Source organism: Alcanivorax profundi (assembly GCF_003597125.1).
Classification (GTDB): Bacteria; Pseudomonadota; Gammaproteobacteria; order Pseudomonadales; family Alcanivoracaceae; genus Alcanivorax; species Alcanivorax profundi.
The window spans coordinates 843,728-862,396 of sequence record NZ_QYYA01000002.1; the positions used below are offsets into that span (position 1 = coordinate 843,728).

Genomic DNA, 18,669 nt, shown 5'->3' on the forward strand with positions numbered 1-18,669 from the left:
GCGGGTCAAACGTCGCCTGCAACGTATTGTTAGCTCTCGCCTCCACTACCGGCTCCCTTCTGTTTTTCCCACATCGCGATGATAGGCTGAATCACATTCACATTCTTAGCATCGACTACAGATTCATCACCAAACGAAATGTCGCCATCCATTCTGAAAAACGGTGCTGTAAAACAATAGGTTTCACCTTGCATTGTTGCACCAACAAGCATGAGGCCCTCTTGCCGCGTTGGCGCATCTGCCGCCCCACGATAGGGATTAGACGGGTCAAATGTAGCACTCCAAGCTTCAGAGACCATGATGACGGCGTCCGCTCCGATTCTTTCCATCGTTGAAGCGAGGTCTCTAATGGTTACGTATTTATCCGCTTTGTCCTCATTTCTGATTTCAATGAGCTGTGCAAGCTTTTTTCCGACAAATACCATTGCGAGGTGAACATGATAACGATCCCGTTGTAGAACTGCTTTCGCTTGCTCAAAGAACAACTCACATTGCTCCCTAAACGGCCTCTCTGGGAGTTTTTTCCCCTCCCCCGCTGAACGAAAAAGGGGAGTATCTCCATACTTCTCCTGCAACGCAGCCCTTTTTTCATCGTCTACTGAAACGCTTTCGGAGCTAATCAGAGTTGGCACAAGTGTTTCTCCACTTACCTTCATCAAAGTGGCTCGCATATGAAGTTGTTCGTGCATACATGGCGGCAACCTGGGCCCTTCTTTCCCGCTGGCCGATAAACCGGAATTCGGAGCGTCGAACAACAGCGCCGAGACAGCTAGCCAACATTCGCTAAGCAATTCGCTTAGCTCATGGTCGGGATAATTTTTATCGATCCAGCGACGTTGAAGCTTAACGTAAGAATTTTCAAAGACTTCAACTGGGAGTCCTAGAGAAACAGTCTTAGAATAGATTTCAGAATTCGTCAGGTTGGGGTTGTAGTCTTCCTCGAAAATCGCAACTTCGCCGGCCAAGTACGAGCCAATAACTTCTATTCTAAGCTTGCTAAGTAACTCTAGATCCCCCTGTTTTACTATGTAGTTACGCGCATCAACGAGCCAGCGTAGCGAGGGGTTCGCGCGCATCTTTTCTTGCCAAGGGCCGTACCACGCATCAAACCCAGGAATCTCCCGTTTATTCGCCTGCAGCACGAATGTGACATTTCGAAGCTCTTGAATGCATGAGTTGACGGCCATCCGAAAGTCATTGGGTTCGAAGTAGCCATCGATTGCCTTCTGCCAGTGCGCCTTCGCGTCAAATAGCCTTCGAAATGCAGGTTTTAGCGAATCATTCATGGTTAAACTTATCTCAAGAGGGCTAACGCTGCCATCACGCGCTTGTCGCGTGCATGGCCTTGTTAGGCTTCACCAAACTCAGCTTTGCATTCATTGATTCTGTTCTCGAGATTTTCAATCAATGGCTCTAAAAACTGCATTAGATCTTTCATGGTTACAAATTCACTCGGCATTTCTTGGCCCACGAGTCCTTTAGAGGCCATTTGGTGCATCTCGTCTGGAGTGACGGGAAATTCACCTCGGAACGCCTTTGAAATAAGGTCCTCTCCTACTTTTGTTGCCCAGTCTCCGGAGTATCCGACAGCCCCTCCTGTCTCTGGGCGCAGCCCTGATTTAATCCGGACATCTTTAGGTATTTCCCAATACTCAGTTTTACACCAAGTTAAACGATCAAATAGATCTCTCAGCTTCATAGCGTTGATAGCCGTACTGGCTGAAGTCTCTACATGTGCCAGAGACGTTACCTGAACATTCGTAAGGTTTGCAGCTTCAATTGCGCCACTCTGGAAACCTTCTTCAGCAAGCAAGATCCCTCGATCAGCCCCTGTATCATTTACAATCTCACGAAGTGCAAGAACATGGAGCTTAGACACCTTAGATTTCCAATGCTTGCATTCGACAATCCACGTAACATCAAAGCCTGCATGGTGCGATTTTACTAAGACATCAACATCGTGCTTTGTCCGTGCTCCTTGGATTGTCACATCTGTCTCTGCGTCTAGCCCAAGAGATTGAAAAAATTCTGCTGCCTTTTCTTGATAATCTTTCCAGTTCAAGTAATGCCCTCTAGTATTGATCGCCTAACGCCGCATTCAGCGGCTTGTCCGCTGCAATGCTTTGTTATGCATTATCTCCTAGTGAAAATTTAGTTCCCGAAGAAAATGAATCAGGAGCACCGTCCCAATCCAGCCGTTGCTCTCGACCAAGAATGAATATAAGGCTAGTAGTATCATGCTCTGGCAATCCAGTAATTTTTCTGAGCTGACCTTCAGTTAATGGTCCACGCTTTCTGATTGCATTTATAATCAGTTGTTCTTTTTCTTCCCATGACTTTTCGGCTCTTTCCTTGGCTGATTTGTCTATGGTCTCACTAATTAATGATTCGACTTGTTTTGCAAATCCATCCAGCCTGTTGCTAGCGGAACCTTGACTTGCAATCAGGCTTTCAATTTTTTCATTTAATTCCTTTTTTAGTTCATCAAAGCTTTCTTCAATTTCTGTTTTCTCTGTTCCTTCCTTAAAGGTGCTAGTTTTCCAAACATGGTTCCTCATGTCAGTCACAGTATCTTTCATCATGTTGAAAGTATCGGAATAAAGTTTGTCAAAAAGCACTTCAAGGCGATCAACAGTTGAATTTATGTTTGATGAAGCCTTCTCCAATTCCTGAGAGCTCTTATTGGACATTCTATAAAATGTTACCGATAGCCATATGGCAAAGCCTCCAATTATTAGAGACACAATCGAAGCCACTAAGCCAGTTATCTCAGCCCCTGTCATTTATTTTCTCCTAACATTGCATAACAGCGTATTAATTAGAACGTTCCGTATAACTCGGTTCTATATAACTCCGGAACCGTAGTCGCTTCCCGTCCGATAAAATCCTGCCATATCAACAGGCTACGACGTAATGGCAAATCTCCTACACGGAGTTATATAGATGCTTCCTTATAACTCCTGGCGGGAATTTCCGGGTTGGATGACAGCAAAGTGCTTGATTATAAAGAAAATTGCAAAGGGGCGTGTATCTGGAAGGCGGCGTTCCGTTGAAAACAGGAAAGCCCTCACTCTGCTTGCGGCCGGTCGTGCTTCCGCTTTTCGGCTACGCCTTGCCGGTACGTTCCCGGTGTGGGCAGCCGGGCCAACAGCAGGGTCGATGTTTTCCGGCGACCAGATTTTCCTGTGCTCGCGGAATGGGCCGGCATGGGTTTTCGCCTTCCAGGCGTCTTCAATCCAGCACCTTGATGATAAAAAAGCCGAACGCATGAGCGGTGCCGCGCATGAGGGGATCGGCCAGATAGGGGGGCTCGCGTGTTGTGTAGAGCCCCGTGCGGTTCCTGTACGAGGGTGGGCTCCTCAAACCTGATCAAGGCGAAGGAACGGTTGCTCCGCTTCCAGCTCAAACGCCAGTTCCAGCAGGGTGCGTTCATCACCGTGGCGTCCATTGAGCTGAACGCCAATGGGCAAACCGTTTTCTGCTTGTCCCAGCGGCAGGGAGATGGCGGGGCTGCCTGCCGCATTGTTGGCCGGGGTGAAGGTGGTATAGCGCAGCAGGCGTTCCAGTTGGGTGTCGAAGTCGACAGCGGGGCCCAGATAACCCAGCTCAGGTGTGGTGTGAGCGAGTACCGGTGTCAGCATCACATCAAACTGGCTGAAGACTTCGGCGTAATGGGCCTGGCTCTTGCGGAGCTGCCGCAGCATGCCCGGGGTCTTCAGGAAGCGTTGCTGATAATAACGGGCAAGGCCGAGGGTCAGCGGGTCCAGTTGCTTCCGGTCGAATCCCTGCGGGAACAGCACGAGACCAAACTTGCTGACGAAAAAGGCCAGCATGGCCCAGTACAGAAGAAAGTCGTCCACGAAGCGTTGCGGCAGATCAATCTGTGCCACATCTACATGGTGCCCGAGGTCCGACAGGCGTTTGGCTGTGGCCTCTACCGCAAGGCGGGTTTGCGCGCAGGTCGGGTCGCCGGCGATGGAGTCCACCATCAAGCCGATGTGCAGGCGCTGTTTCCCCGGGCCACTGATCTGACCAATGGGCGGGAGTTTTCGATTGCGATAGCTGATTTCCGCTTCGGCAAAAAAATTGGCCGTGTCGCGCACGGTGCGGGTCAGCACACCATCACTGATGATATTGATCGGCAGGGCTTTACCGGCTTCCTGGGTCACCAGTCTGCCGCGGGTGCATTTGAGTCCCACCAGGCCACAGGCGGCGGCGGGAATACGAATGGAGCCGCCGCCATCATTGCCGTGGGCGATGGGAACGGCGCCGGCGGCCACCAGGGCCGCGCTGCCGCCTGATGAGCCTCCGGCAGAGTGGGCCAGGTGCCAGGGGTTGCGGGTTGAAGGGGTGTGAGCCATTTCCGTGGAGGCGGTGAACCCAAACGCAGGCAGACTGCTTTTGCCCAGCAAGTTGAAGCCCTGGGCCAGGTATTGTTTGGCCAGGATGCTGGTTTTCTTCATGGGCTTGCGTCCCATGGCGGCACTGCCATGGAGAGTCGGAAGTCCTTGTATATCAATATTGTCTTTGATCAGGCTGGGAACGCCTGCAAAGCGGCCGCTGAACGCGTTATCTTTTGCGAGCCGACGTGCGTTATCGAATGCCGCCAAGGTCAATCCGTTCAGTGGTGCAGCCCGCTCAAGCCGCGCAATTGCCGCTTCGGTTACCTCCGTGGCGCTGACGCTGCCTTGCGCCAGTTGTTGTGCGAGTGCGGTGGCATCGCTGGTGCCCAGGGCATCGTCGGTAAAAACATGAAGGCGAGGCTGGCTCATTGTGCGGTCCTGTGGCGTTTCGTTGGTACGAATGTACCATTAAAGGGGCCGAAGAACGTGTGCAACTGGGCCAATCCTTCTGTGGGTCAGGATTTCGCCCGGATTACCCTCTTGTGTTGAGCAAGCAGGTGTCGGGCCAGGTCCGCCAGTTCGGCAATGCTGCTCACTACGGCATCCGGTCGATGGGGGTGTTTGGTGGTATCCGGAAAAATCTTGTCCAGCCAGGGTTGTGGCCAGCCCGCGCCATTATAGAAAATCGAGGTGATTCCGGCTTCTTTGGCAGCGATTACGTCGGTGGTGCTGTCGCCAAGGTACCAGCAGCGTTCATCGGCAGGCAGTTGCAGTTTTTTCAGCGCTTCAAGCAGCATATCTGGCGCGGGTTTGCGGCGTGCCACATCGCTGCCACAGACCACAGTGTCAAACAGGTCTTCCCAGCCAGTACCATCGACCAGCGCCAGTTCGTGCTCCAGGAAATCCCGTTTGCGGTTGGAGATAAGGCCTGTGCGAATATGGATGGCACGAATGCGCTCGAGTTGTCGGCGTATGTCCGGTTCCAGCGGGTGGACTTCCTGAACGTATTTTTTGTAAGCCGAATCAAATGCCTGGTGCGCGCGGGCTTTGGCTTCCTGATCGCTGCCAAAAAGCACCTCAAAAATGTCAGTCCGGGAAATTTTTCGCTGAGCAACAATCTTGGGGTGAAGCCGGTGATGATCCTTGACGTACATCAGAAGCTTTGCATCTTCTATGGTTTTGGAATCATCGGGATCCAGCAGTCGATCCCAGAGGTCCAGTTCTTCAAGGTGAGGCAAGACATCATCTACAGCGTGATACATCGCGTCGTGGGTGTCGACAAGGGTGGCATGCCAGTCCATCAGGATAGCATCCGGTCGGGCGTGAGGAAGCTGCAGAATACTCATGTCGTTTTTTTTTAGGCTCCTGTAATGACGACGAAATCGTTCTATTTTTCCCTCATGGCGAGTCACCTTTACGACGGTTTTTTTGCACTCCTGCAATAAGAATTTTCAGGTTCGCGTGAAGGTAGTGTGATGGTGTTGTCATTGAATTGCGATACAGGCGTGTCAGCCTCGTGACTCGATATTGATAATGTGTTCATATCACAGTCGGACCAATTAGCAAAAACCGCTTGGGAGTGCGACGGGTTCCGGCAACAGGGATGACGTTGCGGCAACAAGAACAGAACAGGGATGCATGACTATGGGTACGACGATTCCTCTCCGTGGCCTTGGTGCAGCGCTGCTGCTGGCCCCTCTGACTGCTGTGGCAGATTCCTCTTTCGAAGTGTATGGCTTTGGCATGGTGGATTATGTGCAGGGTTTTGATCGTGTGACTCCCGAGTGGGAGGACACCTTGAGGCCCGGGCGTATTCCTTACGACCAGGACGCCGTGGGCAGCGATGGTCAGGCCGTGTTGAGTGTTCGTCAGAGCCGTCTGGGCGTAAACGCCAGCACCATGGCCGGTGATAGCGAGCTGACCACCAAATTCGAGTTCGATATGTTTGGTGTCGGCGCGGATGAGGGTCAGACCACGATTCGGCTACGGCATGCCTATGGCGAGTGGAAATCGATCCTTGCCGGCCAGACCAACAGTGTGTTCATGGACGGTGATGTATTCCCCAACGTAATCGATTACTGGGGCCCGTCGGGCATGGTGTTCCTGCGTAATCCTCAAATTCGCTGGACCCCGGTGAGTGGGGATTCCACCTTTGCGGTGGCAATCGAGAACCCCGGCAGTGGTGTGGACAACGAAACCAGTGCAGGCCCTGATACTGCTGCTGGAGATGATGAATATCCGGATATTACTGCCCATTTCCGTCAGGTCGGCGATTGGGGGCATTTCCAGGTGGCGGGCATTCTGCGTCAGGTGGGTTATGACACCCCGGGTGGTGATGATGGCAGCCCTGACGACAGCGAGCTGGGCTGGGGGGTGAATCTGACCTCCACCATCAACATGTTTGAAAAAGATCGCATCATTCTGGGCGTGGTTCATGGTAACGGTATTTCCAACTACATGAACGATGGCGGTGTCGATATGGCGCCAGACGGTGATGCCGCTGATCCGGATTACAAGGCGGTGCCGCTGACGGGCATCATCGCCTACTACGATCACTACTGGAACGATGCCTACAGCACTTCGTTTGGCTACAGCTCAACGGAAATCGACAACATGGATTTCCAGGCCGCAGATGCCTTCAACAAGGGCGAGTATGCCTCCGTTAACCTGCTGCATACCCCTAACGACAAAGTCATGATGGGGATGGAGTACCTGTTCGGTAAACGTACCGCCAATGATGGCACCACCGGTTATGACCGCCGGGTGCAATTCAGCGTCAAATACAGTTTTTCCAGCGGCAATCTGCTGTAAGAACAACGAGTCACTCAGAAGGAGCATGAGCAATGCAATATTCGCGTAAGTTTTTCAGCCTGATGTTCGCTGGCATGCTGGCGATGGCCAGCGCCAGCTGCTCGGCGGAAACAGAAGCACCGGCGGCTACACCGGTGGACAGCAAGTTGACCGAGAAAAATATCAACGACGCCCTGAAAAAGGCCTATGACAAGTACAAGGGCCTGAAGGAAGGCGCCAATGCGGATTACATCCCGGCGCTGGCCAAGGTGGACTCCAATATCTTCGGTATTGTGCTGGTTACGGTGGATGGCAAGGTCTACACCGTAGGCGATATTGAATCAGAAGTATCTATCCAGTCGATCTCCAAGGTCTTCACCATGGCCAAGGTGACTGAAGAGAAGGGGATTGATGCTTTGCCGAAGAATGTGGGTGTGGATGCCACCGGTCAGGTATTCAATTCCATCTACGCTATCGAGCAGCACCAGGGCCATGAAATGAACCCGCTGGTGAACGCCGGTGCGATTACCTCCACCAGTATGGTCTCGGGTAAGAGCTACAATGAGATCTGGAACAAGATTCTTGGCTACTACAGCGATTTTGCTGGCCGGGAACTTACCGTGCTGGAAGATATCTACAAATCCGAAGCGGACACCAACCAGCGTAACCAGGCTATCGCTCACCTGATGTATGCCTATGGCCACATCGAGGGTGATCCGCTGCAAGCGACCGACATTTACACCCGTCAGTGCTCTGTAGGGGTCAATGCCAAAGATCTGGGAACCATGGCGGCGACGCTGGCCAATGCCGGCACCAACCCGGTCACGGGCAAGCAGCTGGTCAAGCCCGAAGATATGCCGGAAATCCTGGCGGTGATGGCGACAGCCGGCCTCTACGACGATGCCGGCAAGTGGCTTTACAAGACCGGCTTGCCTGCCAAGAGTGGGGTAGGCGGTGGTATCATCGCAGTTTCTCCCGGAAAATTCGGTATCGCCGCTATCTCGCCTCCGCTGGATGCCGCCGGTAACAGCGTGCGTGCTCAGAAAGCGATTGCAGATATTTCCGCCGCGTTGGGGGGAAATCCGTACGAGGCCAAACCTTACGGTAAGTAATGAAATACGCAATGCATAACCGGGCAATCCAAACAGCTCGGCAAATCCTGCCCGGTGGCCACGCTGGGCAGGCAACAAGGGCAGCCATGTTGGCTGCCTCTTTTGTTGCGCTGATTCCCCACTCTGTGTTCGCCGCAGACCAGACCTTCGAGTCTGCCAGTACCCCTCCGGAAATCTGGACACCCCCTGCGTTTGATGTGCAACAGTGGGACTGGATTCAGCTGGATACAGGGGAGTGGATCAAGGGGCGGCTCAAGGTGCTCAACGATGAAACCATCGAAATTGACAGTGATCATTTCGATCTGATTTCCATCGACTGGGAGGATGTTGCCTATATCCGTACCGGTCGTACCAAGTCTGTGTTGCTGGATGGCGGTGAGATTATTCTGGGGCGGCTGACAACCGAAAATGGCCGTTTGCACATTGGGGGTGAGCCCGTGGAGTTTGAGCGGGTGGTGGGTATCGCAACGGCCTCCCCCAGAGAGTTTGATTTATGGTCTGCAGATATTTCTGCAGGGGTCAATTTTCGAAGCGGTAACGTTGAGCAGAAAGATGCCAACGCCAAGGCGGTATTGAAGCGCAGGACCGTCAAGAATTACACCAGGATGAGTTATACGGGGAATTACTCGGAGTCAGAATCCGAAGAGCTTGCGAATAATCATACCGCCAGTCTTTCGCACGATTATCGTATTAGCCACCGCTGGTTTTTGCGCCCGGTGCAAGCTGAATATTATCGCGACCCGTTCCAAAACCGTGAGGCCGAGTGGACGGTGGGTCTGGGGGCCGGTTACCAGATATTCGATACCCCTAAGCTGGACTGGTGGTTTACTGCGGGTCCGGGCTACCAGCGAACAGAGTACGTCGACGTTGCCGAAGGAGAAGACCGAACCGTATCGACGCCAGCTTTTCTGTTTGGGACTTTCTATGAGCAGGATCTGACGGATGAAATCGAGTTGGAAATGAGCTATCAGGTAACGGTGACAGAAACCGCTGCCGGTAGAGCCAAACATGATCTCTATACTGCACTGGATGTGGATCTCACAGAGCGGCTGGATTTACGCATTTCAGGCACCTGGAAGCGAATCGAAAGACCGCAGCCGGACAGTGATGGTGTTACCCCCCAAAAAGATGACTTTACCGCCACACTGGGGCTGGCACTGGAAATTTAATCTCTCAGTCCAAACGCTGAGCCGCGAGCTAGCCAAATGAGGAGGGTTGCCTCCCCACAGGGTTAGCCGCGGGGCTGAAACTGTCCCCATTCCAGTGAAAAATGCGCTGTCGGCATGGCGGTAATTTTTTCCTGCTCCTATGCTCGTTGCATCCCCTTGTTTTGGCACGCTGTGCAGGAGTAGGGATATGCAGGGCGTTTACTTGATCATCAGTGTAATAATCGTTGTGGCCGCAATGCCATGGGCGCCGGTGATGGCCTCTGTTCCGTTGCAGGTTCGTATTCATGCCGTGGAACAAGGCAATGTGGTAACTCCGAACCAATCCTTCACCTTGCACTACGATGTCACCTTTGAGAGTCAGTCCGACCATTATTACTACGTAGACAATAGTCTCAGATTAACGCGACCAAATAGTGTTACTGGCAGTGATCCCGGGCGCTTTTCTGTGACCTACCCCGGCGGTTTGCCCGAAGGCAGCATCAAAACCATTGGTATCTGTCTGCTGGAAAATGGTGATGAAATCTGTGACGAAATACGGGTCCGGTCAGGTACCGTGCTGTCATTGGACCAGGCGGTAGAAATTCACACGGTCGGAGTGAAAAATCATGTCACTCCGGATGCGCCGTTTGATATTCACTATGACGTGCTCAAACCCACAGATTCCAGCCACTACTATTATGTAGATGGCGAATTGTTGTCGACACGCGATAAGGGAAGTCACGCTGCTGCGGAGTTTTCAGTGACCTATCCCTGGGGCATGGAGGCCGGTGACAGCATTGAGGTAAAAATCTGCGTTGATACTTCGAATGATCAGGCATGTGGTTACAAGACCATCACAGCCGGTCTGGCACCGGCCGCCGCAGATGCGCCAGACCCCTTTAGCGCAGAGTTGATGCAGCAACACTATATTGCCCGCGCGGATTGCGACCCGGTGTGTGGTTACTACAGCAACATCTATTACGGTGATTCAACGGTCAGTTGGCTGCCTCTGGTCGGGCCTGATGCCGAACCCAATGGCTTGCGAATTGATGTCTATTATCCGACGCAAGATGGACGTGTGCATACGCAAGGGGCACCAAACACACTTGTTATCTATGCTCACTCGGCCAACCATAACAAGGAAACACTGCTGGGCCCGAAGAAGGGGACCTTGTCCGCGTACATGGGAATCGGTGGTGCTGCCGGAGGGGTTACCGTGGCGTCCCTGGACTTTCGTCACCCGGCCAAGGACATAGATAGCAACGGTTATCCAGTATCGCTGGATGATATGAGCCATGCGGTTCAGTTTTTCCGTTATTATGCGGACGTTTTCAATATCAACCCCGATGATATTTTTATCACCGGTTCTTCGTTGGGGGCGGGAGCAGGAATTCATGCTGCGGTCAAACAGCTGGCGAACCCCGATGATCCATCGCCTGTGAGACGTACGTCATCGGGTATTCGTGGTGCATTCCTTGCAACGGGCCAGAGTTCATTCTCGCCACATTGGTTCCGGTCTAATTTCCTTGAGGAAGAGATATGGCCTTACTACCAACCAGATTATCACGATGATATCGAACGGATGATTTATGGCCATGCGTTGGCCGATGTGTCAGTGAATGCTCCGATTCTGGAGTTGGTGTACGAGCAGGATTTCATCGATCACAAGGTGACTGCAAGCGAGAAGACCAACAAGGAAGTGGATACCACCCATTTGCCCAATTATGGTTTGGTGATGCTGGAGCAATACCGTCTGCATGGCATTGCTGAAAAGATAATGGTGAGGGAAAGTTACGGAGGTTCTTTCGGAACGGACTCCACCCGCTTCATCGAGCGTAACCGCCTTTCCGGTCAGCACTGACTGCGGGTCAGGGTTGTCGGCAACACAGAGCGAAACTGCGCGGCTGGCAGCCGGATCAGAGACTCACCAGCCGCCAGCAGGATCCTGGTGTCAAGCAAGGTGTGCAATCACCGTTTCTGCACTGCTTTTATCCACACCCTTATCATCCACACCGAGATACTCCACGATGCCATCATTAACAATCATGGCGAATCGCTTGCTGCGCGTGCCCATGCCAAAGCCGCTGGCATCCAGAACCATTCCGAGCGCTTTCGTGAATTCGGCATTACCATCAGCCAGCATGGTGATGTGCTCAGCATTTTGGTCTTTCTGCCAGGCATCCATCACAAAAGCATCGTTCACAGCCATACAGGCAATACGGTCGGCTTTCTCCAGAATGGTGTCGGCACTGACCACAAAACCGGGCATGTGGGTATTGGAACAGCCAGGGGTGAAGGCCCCTGGAACGGCAAACAGTACGACTTTGCGGCCTTTGAAAAAATCGCCAGTACCCAGATCTTCCGGGCCATTATCGCCGTTGGTCTTTAGGGTGACATCAGGGAGGGTGTCGCCGACAGAAATGCTCATAGTAGCTCCGTTTCGAATCTCAGAAATTAAGGGCAATTGGCGCTATTCGTTACTGTGGGGGCACCAGTGCAAGCCTTCAAGTCAACATGATTGGTCGTGAGTAATGTGTCAAATAATCGTGATGATTGACACGCAGTAATACCTTTCTTACGGTGACTTTAGGCTGTGGTAATCGGGTGTTTATGGCACAGGGCAGTCGCACGATTACGTTGCTGGTAATGTTGGCCCAAGATGCCAGCAACGTTCTGTCAGTGTGGTGAGTCCGCGCTCCCTGAAGCGGACTTCATTCTCGATAATTTCCTCGCTGGAGAGGCAGTTCAGGCGGTAATGCTGGCTGTACAATTCCTTCACATTCTCGGCATCCACAGAGAATGGCGGGCCCGGCATGAGCGACTGATCGTAGCTCAGTGTGATAAGCAATTGCGGTGAGCTTCCGGTGAGCTCGATGACGTGCCGGACGTATTGTTGGCGTAATGCTGGAGGGAGCGCAATGGCAGCCGCGCGGTCATAGACAGCGTCAATGGTGCCAAGGGTACTCCGATCCAACGCGAAGATATCCCCCTGGAACAAAGTAATTCCCTCGGTACAGAAGCGTTTTCCTGCATGCCAATCAGATACTCTGGGCTCAAGGCCCGCTTCTTCGAAGAATGCAAGAACGGCATGTTCGCTTAATTCCGCTCCCACGACGTCTGCCCCCTGATCACGGAGATAGTGGATGTCCAGGGTCTTGCCGCACAGGGGAACGAAAACGCGGCCGGAGGAAGCCGGCCCCAATCGGTTCCAATGACATGTCAGCAACGGGTGAGCCCGGCTTAGATGAAAGCCGATTTCATTCTTGTTCCATTTGTCATGCCAGAAATCCGGTTCCATTTGAGACTCCAGTGAGTAACAGGGAAAGACGTGTCTTCCTGCGGGTTGACCGGCAGGACCCATGCTATACGGATAATCAACTGGCCTGACGCAACGTTTTCAGGGTTTCCGTGATCAGGCGGGCGAAGTCCGGTTTCGCGACAATGCCCAGCGCCAGTGTGTAGACTCCATTGAGTAATGCCAGTCCGGCATCTGCTTGCATCAGACTCAACGCTACGATCAGCATGGAAACGGTTTCGAGCAATCCCAGTAACAAGAACATGCTGGCCTGGGTTTGAGCCGTTGCCTGTTGCTCAATATTGGCGTGGCGCTGATCACGGAGAGGGCGTTTGGCGATGGCACCGGGTGAGAGCAAAACGTTACGCAGAGGTCTGCTGATGGTAAGCATCAGCGCCATGGCGCCCATAGCTGCCATGCGCAATGTTTCCTCTGGGAAAAGTGTGGCAGGGGCGCTATATCCAGCGACCCAGACCAGAAAGCAGGTTCCCAGGCCAATAAGTAAAGGCCCCGAAAGCACTACAAACCATAGCAGTGTCATACGGCGGGCAGCCTGATTGAGCGAGGAAGTCATAGAATTGTCCTTGTGTTTTAAAACGTGACGCTAGCAAGTTACGGGTGGATAAAAAAGTGAATTCTGTTTCTGTCATACAGGGACATTCTTTCCGCAGTTTCATTGCCATTATGATTATTCAGCGACATGGTACTGCAACAAGAACCTACCCCTTTTGTCAGTGTTTCTGGCGAGGAGAGAATCATGACTTCCATGATGCAGGAATTGCCGCTGGATCCCGCCAAGCTGAACCGCGTTGGCAACCCTAACCGTGCTGAGGTGCGAAAGGTCCGTACCTTGTTCCGGTGGATATTGGGCTCCGATCCCCATCCCACACCCAAACAGATGACGGTGATTCGTGAGTCGATTCTTTCCGGTGATCCCCTGGCTGATGCTGTCGTTGCCATGTATGGCCGGTTGCCGGCGGGTGAGGGGCGAAAATTGCTGGATCAGGCGCTGGAGCACGGTATAGACACGGTATCCGACGCCCCCGCTGAGCTGCGTTCCCTGTTCAAGCAGATAGACCACGAGCCCATTTGGCTGGACCGTGAACTGCTTCGACTGGGATGTGAGGTGTCCTATCGGGTGGGCATCTCTGGTGAGCTGGTGTTGCGCAATATGTCGTTGATGGGTGGGTATCTGGCCGGAGCGGCAGCAAAACCGCTGGTGTTTACCGGACAACTGGATCGTATGGCCAACCGGAGGTTGGTAGAAACCGGAAAATTCTGGATGGACGTGAACACTCCCGGAGGCCTTGAGCGCGATAAGGAAGGGTTCAAAAGTGCGGTGCGCGTGCGCTTGATGCATGCGCAGGTGCGCAACATGCTGGTCAAATCCGATAGTTGGGATATGCGCTGGGGCTACCCCCTGAATCAGTGGGATTCGATGGGGACCATTCTGGAGTTCTCGGTGATCTTCCTCACAGGGCTTCGTGCATTGGGTTATCTTTTCAGCCGTCGTGAACGAGAGGCCGTTGTTCACCTGTGGCGTTATGTGGGGTACCTGATGGGCGTGGACGAACGCATTCTGCCGACCAATGAGCAGGATAGCATGCGAGCGCTGTATCACCTGATCGCCACCATCGGTGACAGTGATGATGACACTCGCCGTCTGGGGGAGGCGCTGGCAAATGCCTCGTTACAGGGGCGCGAGGGCTGGCTACAGGAAAATATCGGCAAGCTGGAGTACACCCTGCGAGCGGGTTATACCCGATATATTCTTGGTGACGAAGCCGCTGACAAACTGGGTTTGCCCCGCACCCTGACGAAATATTTCTGGCCTGCCCAGGCGCCGCTGCGGATGGGCGCTGAGCTGGTTCGAAAGGCTACGCCCGGGTCTAACCGGATGCTTATGTGGGTGGGTGAAAAGGCGCGCAAAAACGCGTTTCCCGAGCAGGTCAAAAAACTGAAGGCGGATACGACCTTCACACCGGTCAAAAAACTGTTTCGTTAACCCTTATCACAGCTGCGTATCCCTCATATGGGGGATGTGGGCTTTCCCCCTTCAAGGCTAGTCTGGTGGCGATACCCGATCGTTGGGTGTCACCACACAACGTCATTATGAGGGGGATGTATGAAACGCATTAAGGGTGTGATCGGGTTGGTGCTGCTGGTGATGTCGGTGCCTGCATTGGCCAGCCCCCAGTACTGCGCTTCCGTCAGTGTGCAGCATGATAAGGGGCAGCGTTATTTGATGACGCTCAAGAACAACTGTAACCAGACGGTATACGTGAACTATTGCTATCAAAGCACGACCGGACATCGCCAGGTCAACCGTGAAAAGGCGGAGCCCTCCACCTCGGAAACGGATTCTTTCCATGGCATCAGCGGCAGCATTGATTACATTCTTGGCTGGAGCTGGAATGAGGTGCGGGGAAGCTGCGGTTAAAGTCGCCAGCAGAAGTATGCCGCAGACCGCAATGGTCTGCGGCACGAGGGTTTAGTCGCGGAAGTTGTTGAACTGTAGCGGGGTCTCGATTTTTGAGCCCTTCACCACGGCAATGGCTTCTTGCAGGTCGTCGCGTTTCTTGCCTGTCACACGAACTTGATCGCCCTGAATGGAGGCCTGGACTTTCAGTTTGGCTTCCTTGATCAGCTTGACCAGTTGTTTGGCTGTCGGCTGATCAATGCCCTGGCGGAAAGTCAGGGTCAGTGAAAACGTCTTGCCACTGTGTTCCGGTTTGTCAGGGCGGTCGGCGCCTGCCGGGCTGATTCCCTGCTTGACCGCATTCTTGGTGAAAATCTCTTCCAGCTGCTGAACCTGGAAATCGGACTCGGTCTTGAAGGTAACCGCCAGCCCGCTCTGCTCGATGCTGGCCTCTACGCCGCGAAAGTCGAACCGGCTGGCCAGTTCCCGGTTGGCGTTTTCCGTTGCGTGACGCAGGGCGACTTCATCCACTTCGGAAACAATATCAAAAGAGGGCATGGCTCGATTTCACTCCTGGGACCTGATGGGCTGGCCATTATAGCGTGCAATAGGGCGTGATTGGAGCGGGGGCGGGTGCTGCAGCAGAGGATCTGCTTGCGCTATGCCAACGGCGTTCAATTTACAGGGAATTAGTCCTTTGGATGAATAGGCTGGGTTAGCCGTTGGGGTTATGTTGGCCTCGCCATGCAGGACTGCATGGCCTTGAAACCCTGCCAGGAGGCAATATCCATGTCACTGAAAGAACGACTGTCTGCCGACAGTCTGCTGGACTCCCTGCCGGTGTCCAGGGATTTACTCACCCGTCTGGGGCTGATTGGGGCCCAGGTTTCCCGGAAAATCGCCATTGATCAGGTCAGCGTCGATAGCGGTACGCTCAATAATCTCAAGGTAGAAAAAGTCAATCTGGGGAGCGCCAGTATTGGCAGTCTCAAGGTGGAGAATGGCTCTGCCAGCGTCAATAACGCCAAGGCAGTACTCAACCAGGTGCGCAGCATTGTGGAGCTGGGATTCCGGTTGAATTGGGAAATTGACCTTGGCTGGATCGGCAGCTGGGATGGCAGCGAGGATATGGGCAGCCTGGATATCCCGGTGGACCTGGGTACGATCACGGTGCCGGACCTGGGGGATATCAACCTGCAGATCCCCACTATCGATATTCCTGGCCTGGTGGCGGACATGCGTCCTATTGATCAGCTGGATCTGGGGAGTCTGGAGCTCGCGGGGGTGCGTCTCGACAAGCTGAGCCTGCCAGGGGCGGGGTTGACCATTTCAGGGATGGGCGTCGGCGATCTGACCCTGAGTTCCGTGACGGTACCGTCCGCCGCTGGCGAGGCGCTGCGTGTCAATCGGGCTGCGCCTGTTCAGTCCCTCCGTTTGCCGGGTGCCAGCCTGGAAAACGTGGCCATCCCGTCAATCAGCATGCCGGCGGCGACCAGCGGATCGTTCAAGGCAGATGCCACGGCATCAGACAAGTCGCTGGGCATCGACGTGGGTATTCTCAAGGTGAGTGTGGCGGTGACACCGACCGTGCATCTCAATGTGGGGAGTATGACGTTGAGCGATGCCAGCCTGGCCGCCGATCTGGGCAAGGTGTCCATCAATGACATCAGTCTGCCGGTCTCCCTGGAAGGGATTACGGGCGGTGAACTGGCACTGGACGCGATCAGCGTCAGCAAATTGACGTTCTGAGTGAGGAGAAAATCATGTCACTGAACCACAAGGAATTTGAAAAGCGCTGGGAGCAGGCGCACCGTCAACAGCGACCGCAAAAAAAGAAAGCATCCATTGCGCCGGTGGTCCATCTTTCCGTGATTTCCGTGCTGGACAATTACATGTCCCAGCTGCACAAGGCGGTGGAAGGTCATGCGTTGAGCAAGGAAGAGTGTGAGGAGGTCTGCAAGAAAATTGCCGAGTTGAAGCCGCTGGCCAAAAAGGCGGATAGCAAGGCCGCCAAGTATCTCAGGGTATAAGCAGCCCGGGACGGGTTGCGACATAACAGAAGGGCGGGGTGCACTGGCACCTCCGCCCTTTTTTCCAATGGGTGGCGTCTGGTGTTGCTCTCAGTGGGTAGTACTAGAAGGCAAGCACCATATCGGTGGTGAATGCCCAGCCGTTGCCCCCCACCTGAAAGGGAACACTGCTGTAGCCCACAGGAGAATCTTTCAGATACAGCCCCTGTACGTTAAAACGGAATTCCTTGCGCTTGAACGGGTACCAGTTAACGCCCACGCTCAGGTCGTGCGGGGTGCCATACTCCCCCTGGATTTCCGAGTAGGCTACATAAGGCTGCAGCACTTTAGGAATCGCCATCATGGAGGCCTGAACCTGATAGCCCTTGTCTTCCAGTTCGTCGACGGGAAGTGGGCCATTGGCATCAAAGTTATCAACCTGGCGATGGTAGTACTCGGCTTCCAGGAACCACCCCCGGTATTTGAGTCCGGCATTCGCGGCGGCCATACGGTAGGTGGCCTGATTAATGGCGGTGCCGTTGCCAAAGGGATCAGCCTGGAAAATCAGTGTGCCGTCGGACAGGCGAATCTGGGAGTTTTCGAAGGAATTGGTTCCCGGTTGAGCCTGGGCGTCTTCCCGGCTATATGTGAAATGAAGACCGAATCGGGTCGCCACTGCTTCGTGGAATTCATAATCCCCGAGTCCCTCACCGGGGCCAAACTCGCCGGTAGTCGGCATCCACCATATTGCGCCAGAGGCGGTGTTGAGCCCGTCATCGAGCTGGTTGCCGCTGACCCCCAACTGGCTGAGATTGTTCCCCAGCATGGCTCGGTATTGCAGTCCTTCGGCGATCTGTCCTTCAGCCCAGACCCCGGTGGTGTAGGAGCCCCGGAAGAATTCATCGGCGATGGTTCGGTGGTCATTCTTGAGCCAGTTAGGGAAAGTGTAGTTGGTTGAACGGGTAGAGGGCAGTGCGCCAATACCGGCGTAGAGCTTGAAGGCCGGATTGAAATGGTAGCCAAGGTTACCGGCAACGACGACCTGTGCCGGGTCCCCCTGACTGGTATTGGAAGTCCATGTATAAAACAGGTAGTGCAGCTTGGGATCGAAGATCCAGCCCTTGAAGCTGATATTCACTTTCTGGAATTGGAAATCGTTGCGCGGATCGATGCTGCTGGTGTTACCGAAACTGTCGGTATATGTGCGCTCAAAGTCTTTCTGGTTGAGATAACGGGTGTAGCTGAATACCCCGAAATTGACCTCGCCCATATCCGAGTTAAACAGGTTGAAACCCTTGCCCGGGCGATAGCCAAGGCTGATGCCGGGATTGTCTGCGGGGCGACTGGCGACAGGCGGCGCGTCACCATACAGCTCGGTTTCCAGCTGTTGAATCCGTTGATCGAATTCCTGGCTTTGTTGCTCAAGGTGGTGACGCATGGAGCGCAATTCTTCGAGCTGGCGTTGTACTGCCTCGTCAGAGGTTTCGGCCATTAGTGGCGGCGCAAGCAAGGCAGCGCAAAGCGCTGCCGGAATAGAGGTGATATTTCGCATT

The 18,669-nt window shown here is 53.7% G+C and carries 18 protein-coding genes; 8 read left to right on the top strand and 10 right to left on the bottom strand.

Features of this window, described 5'->3' with window-relative positions:
* Positions 1–29: 29 nt before the first annotated feature.
* The 5 genes from D4A39_RS09225 to D4A39_RS09250 form a co-directional block, all read right to left on the bottom strand.
* The gene (locus D4A39_RS09225; protein ID WP_119917950.1) at positions 30–1,286 is read right to left on the bottom strand and encodes an Ea47 family protein; all 1,257 of its coding nucleotides are present in this window, start codon (positions 1,284–1,286) and stop codon (positions 30–32) included.
* Between the two features lie 62 nt (positions 1,287–1,348).
* Positions 1,349–2,062, bottom strand: a complete 714-nt coding sequence (locus tag D4A39_RS09230; RefSeq protein WP_119917951.1) for a restriction endonuclease — start codon at positions 2,060–2,062, stop codon at positions 1,349–1,351.
* Between the two features lie 64 nt (positions 2,063–2,126).
* Positions 2,127–2,783, bottom strand: coding sequence for a hypothetical protein (locus D4A39_RS09235; protein WP_119917952.1), 657 nt, complete (start codon positions 2,781–2,783; stop codon positions 2,127–2,129).
* Positions 2,784–3,359: 576 nt separating this feature from the next.
* Positions 3,360–4,772, bottom strand: a complete 1,413-nt coding sequence (locus D4A39_RS09245; protein ID WP_119917953.1) for an amidase — start codon at positions 4,770–4,772, stop codon at positions 3,360–3,362.
* A gap of 86 nt (positions 4,773–4,858) precedes the next feature.
* Entirely contained in the window at positions 4,859–5,689 is an 831-nt protein-coding gene (locus tag D4A39_RS09250) for an HAD family hydrolase (RefSeq protein WP_022986073.1), read from the bottom strand.
* Positions 5,690–5,987: 298 nt separating this feature from the next.
* On the opposite strand from D4A39_RS09250, the gene D4A39_RS09255 reads away from it, so the two are divergent.
* From D4A39_RS09255 to D4A39_RS09270, 4 genes are all read left to right on the top strand, one after another.
* Positions 5,988–7,154 (top strand): DcaP family trimeric outer membrane transporter, encoded by a 1,167-nt coding sequence (locus tag D4A39_RS09255; RefSeq protein WP_233552449.1) that lies wholly within the window; start codon positions 5,988–5,990, stop codon positions 7,152–7,154.
* 32 nt (positions 7,155–7,186) lie between these two features.
* Positions 7,187–8,245, top strand: coding sequence for a glutaminase A (gene glsA, locus D4A39_RS09260; protein WP_022986075.1), 1,059 nt, complete (start codon positions 7,187–7,189; stop codon positions 8,243–8,245).
* A gap of 86 nt (positions 8,246–8,331) precedes the next feature.
* Positions 8,332–9,414, top strand: coding sequence for a DUF481 domain-containing protein (locus D4A39_RS09265; RefSeq protein ID WP_022986076.1), 1,083 nt, complete (start codon positions 8,332–8,334; stop codon positions 9,412–9,414).
* A 202-nt stretch (positions 9,415–9,616) separates the two neighbouring features.
* Entirely contained in the window at positions 9,617–11,254 is a 1,638-nt protein-coding gene (locus D4A39_RS09270; protein ID WP_147393901.1) for an alpha/beta hydrolase, read from the top strand.
* A 90-nt stretch (positions 11,255–11,344) separates the two neighbouring features.
* Here the strand turns inward: D4A39_RS09270 and D4A39_RS09275 are convergent, their stop codons facing one another.
* The 3 genes from D4A39_RS09275 to D4A39_RS09285 form a co-directional block, all read right to left on the bottom strand.
* A complete protein-coding gene (locus D4A39_RS09275) occupies positions 11,345–11,821 on the bottom strand; it encodes a peroxiredoxin (RefSeq protein ID WP_022986078.1) in 477 nt (158 codons plus the stop codon).
* A gap of 204 nt (positions 11,822–12,025) precedes the next feature.
* The gene (tmpT, locus tag D4A39_RS09280; protein ID WP_119917955.1) at positions 12,026–12,691 is read right to left on the bottom strand and encodes a thiopurine S-methyltransferase; all 666 of its coding nucleotides are present in this window, start codon (positions 12,689–12,691) and stop codon (positions 12,026–12,028) included.
* 76 nt (positions 12,692–12,767) lie between these two features.
* Positions 12,768–13,106, bottom strand: a complete 339-nt coding sequence (locus D4A39_RS09285) for a hypothetical protein (protein WP_233552450.1) — start codon at positions 13,104–13,106, stop codon at positions 12,768–12,770.
* 339 nt (positions 13,107–13,445) lie between these two features.
* On the opposite strand from D4A39_RS09285, the gene D4A39_RS09290 reads away from it, so the two are divergent.
* Together D4A39_RS09290 and D4A39_RS09295 are read left to right on the top strand one after the other, a co-directional pair.
* Complete coding sequence (locus D4A39_RS09290; RefSeq protein ID WP_022986081.1) at positions 13,446–14,693, top strand: oxygenase MpaB family protein; 1,248 nt, start codon at positions 13,446–13,448, stop codon at positions 14,691–14,693.
* Between the two features lie 120 nt (positions 14,694–14,813).
* Positions 14,814–15,128, top strand: a complete 315-nt coding sequence (locus tag D4A39_RS09295; RefSeq protein ID WP_022986082.1) for a hypothetical protein — start codon at positions 14,814–14,816, stop codon at positions 15,126–15,128.
* A 51-nt stretch (positions 15,129–15,179) separates the two neighbouring features.
* Here the strand turns inward: D4A39_RS09295 and D4A39_RS09300 are convergent, their stop codons facing one another.
* A complete protein-coding gene (locus D4A39_RS09300; RefSeq protein WP_022986083.1) occupies positions 15,180–15,665 on the bottom strand; it encodes a YajQ family cyclic di-GMP-binding protein in 486 nt (161 codons plus the stop codon).
* Positions 15,666–15,896: 231 nt separating this feature from the next.
* On the opposite strand from D4A39_RS09300, the gene D4A39_RS09305 reads away from it, so the two are divergent.
* Positions 15,897–16,856 (top strand): hypothetical protein, encoded by a 960-nt coding sequence (locus D4A39_RS09305; RefSeq protein WP_119917956.1) that lies wholly within the window; start codon positions 15,897–15,899, stop codon positions 16,854–16,856.
* 14 nt (positions 16,857–16,870) lie between these two features.
* Positions 16,871–17,137, top strand: coding sequence for a hypothetical protein (locus tag D4A39_RS09310; protein WP_022986085.1), 267 nt, complete (start codon positions 16,871–16,873; stop codon positions 17,135–17,137).
* 103 nt (positions 17,138–17,240) lie between these two features.
* On the opposite strand, the gene D4A39_RS09315 is transcribed toward D4A39_RS09310, so the two are convergent.
* A complete protein-coding gene (locus tag D4A39_RS09315) occupies positions 17,241–18,668 on the bottom strand; it encodes a putative porin (protein ID WP_022986086.1) in 1,428 nt (475 codons plus the stop codon).
* Position 18,669 lies beyond the last annotated feature (1 nt).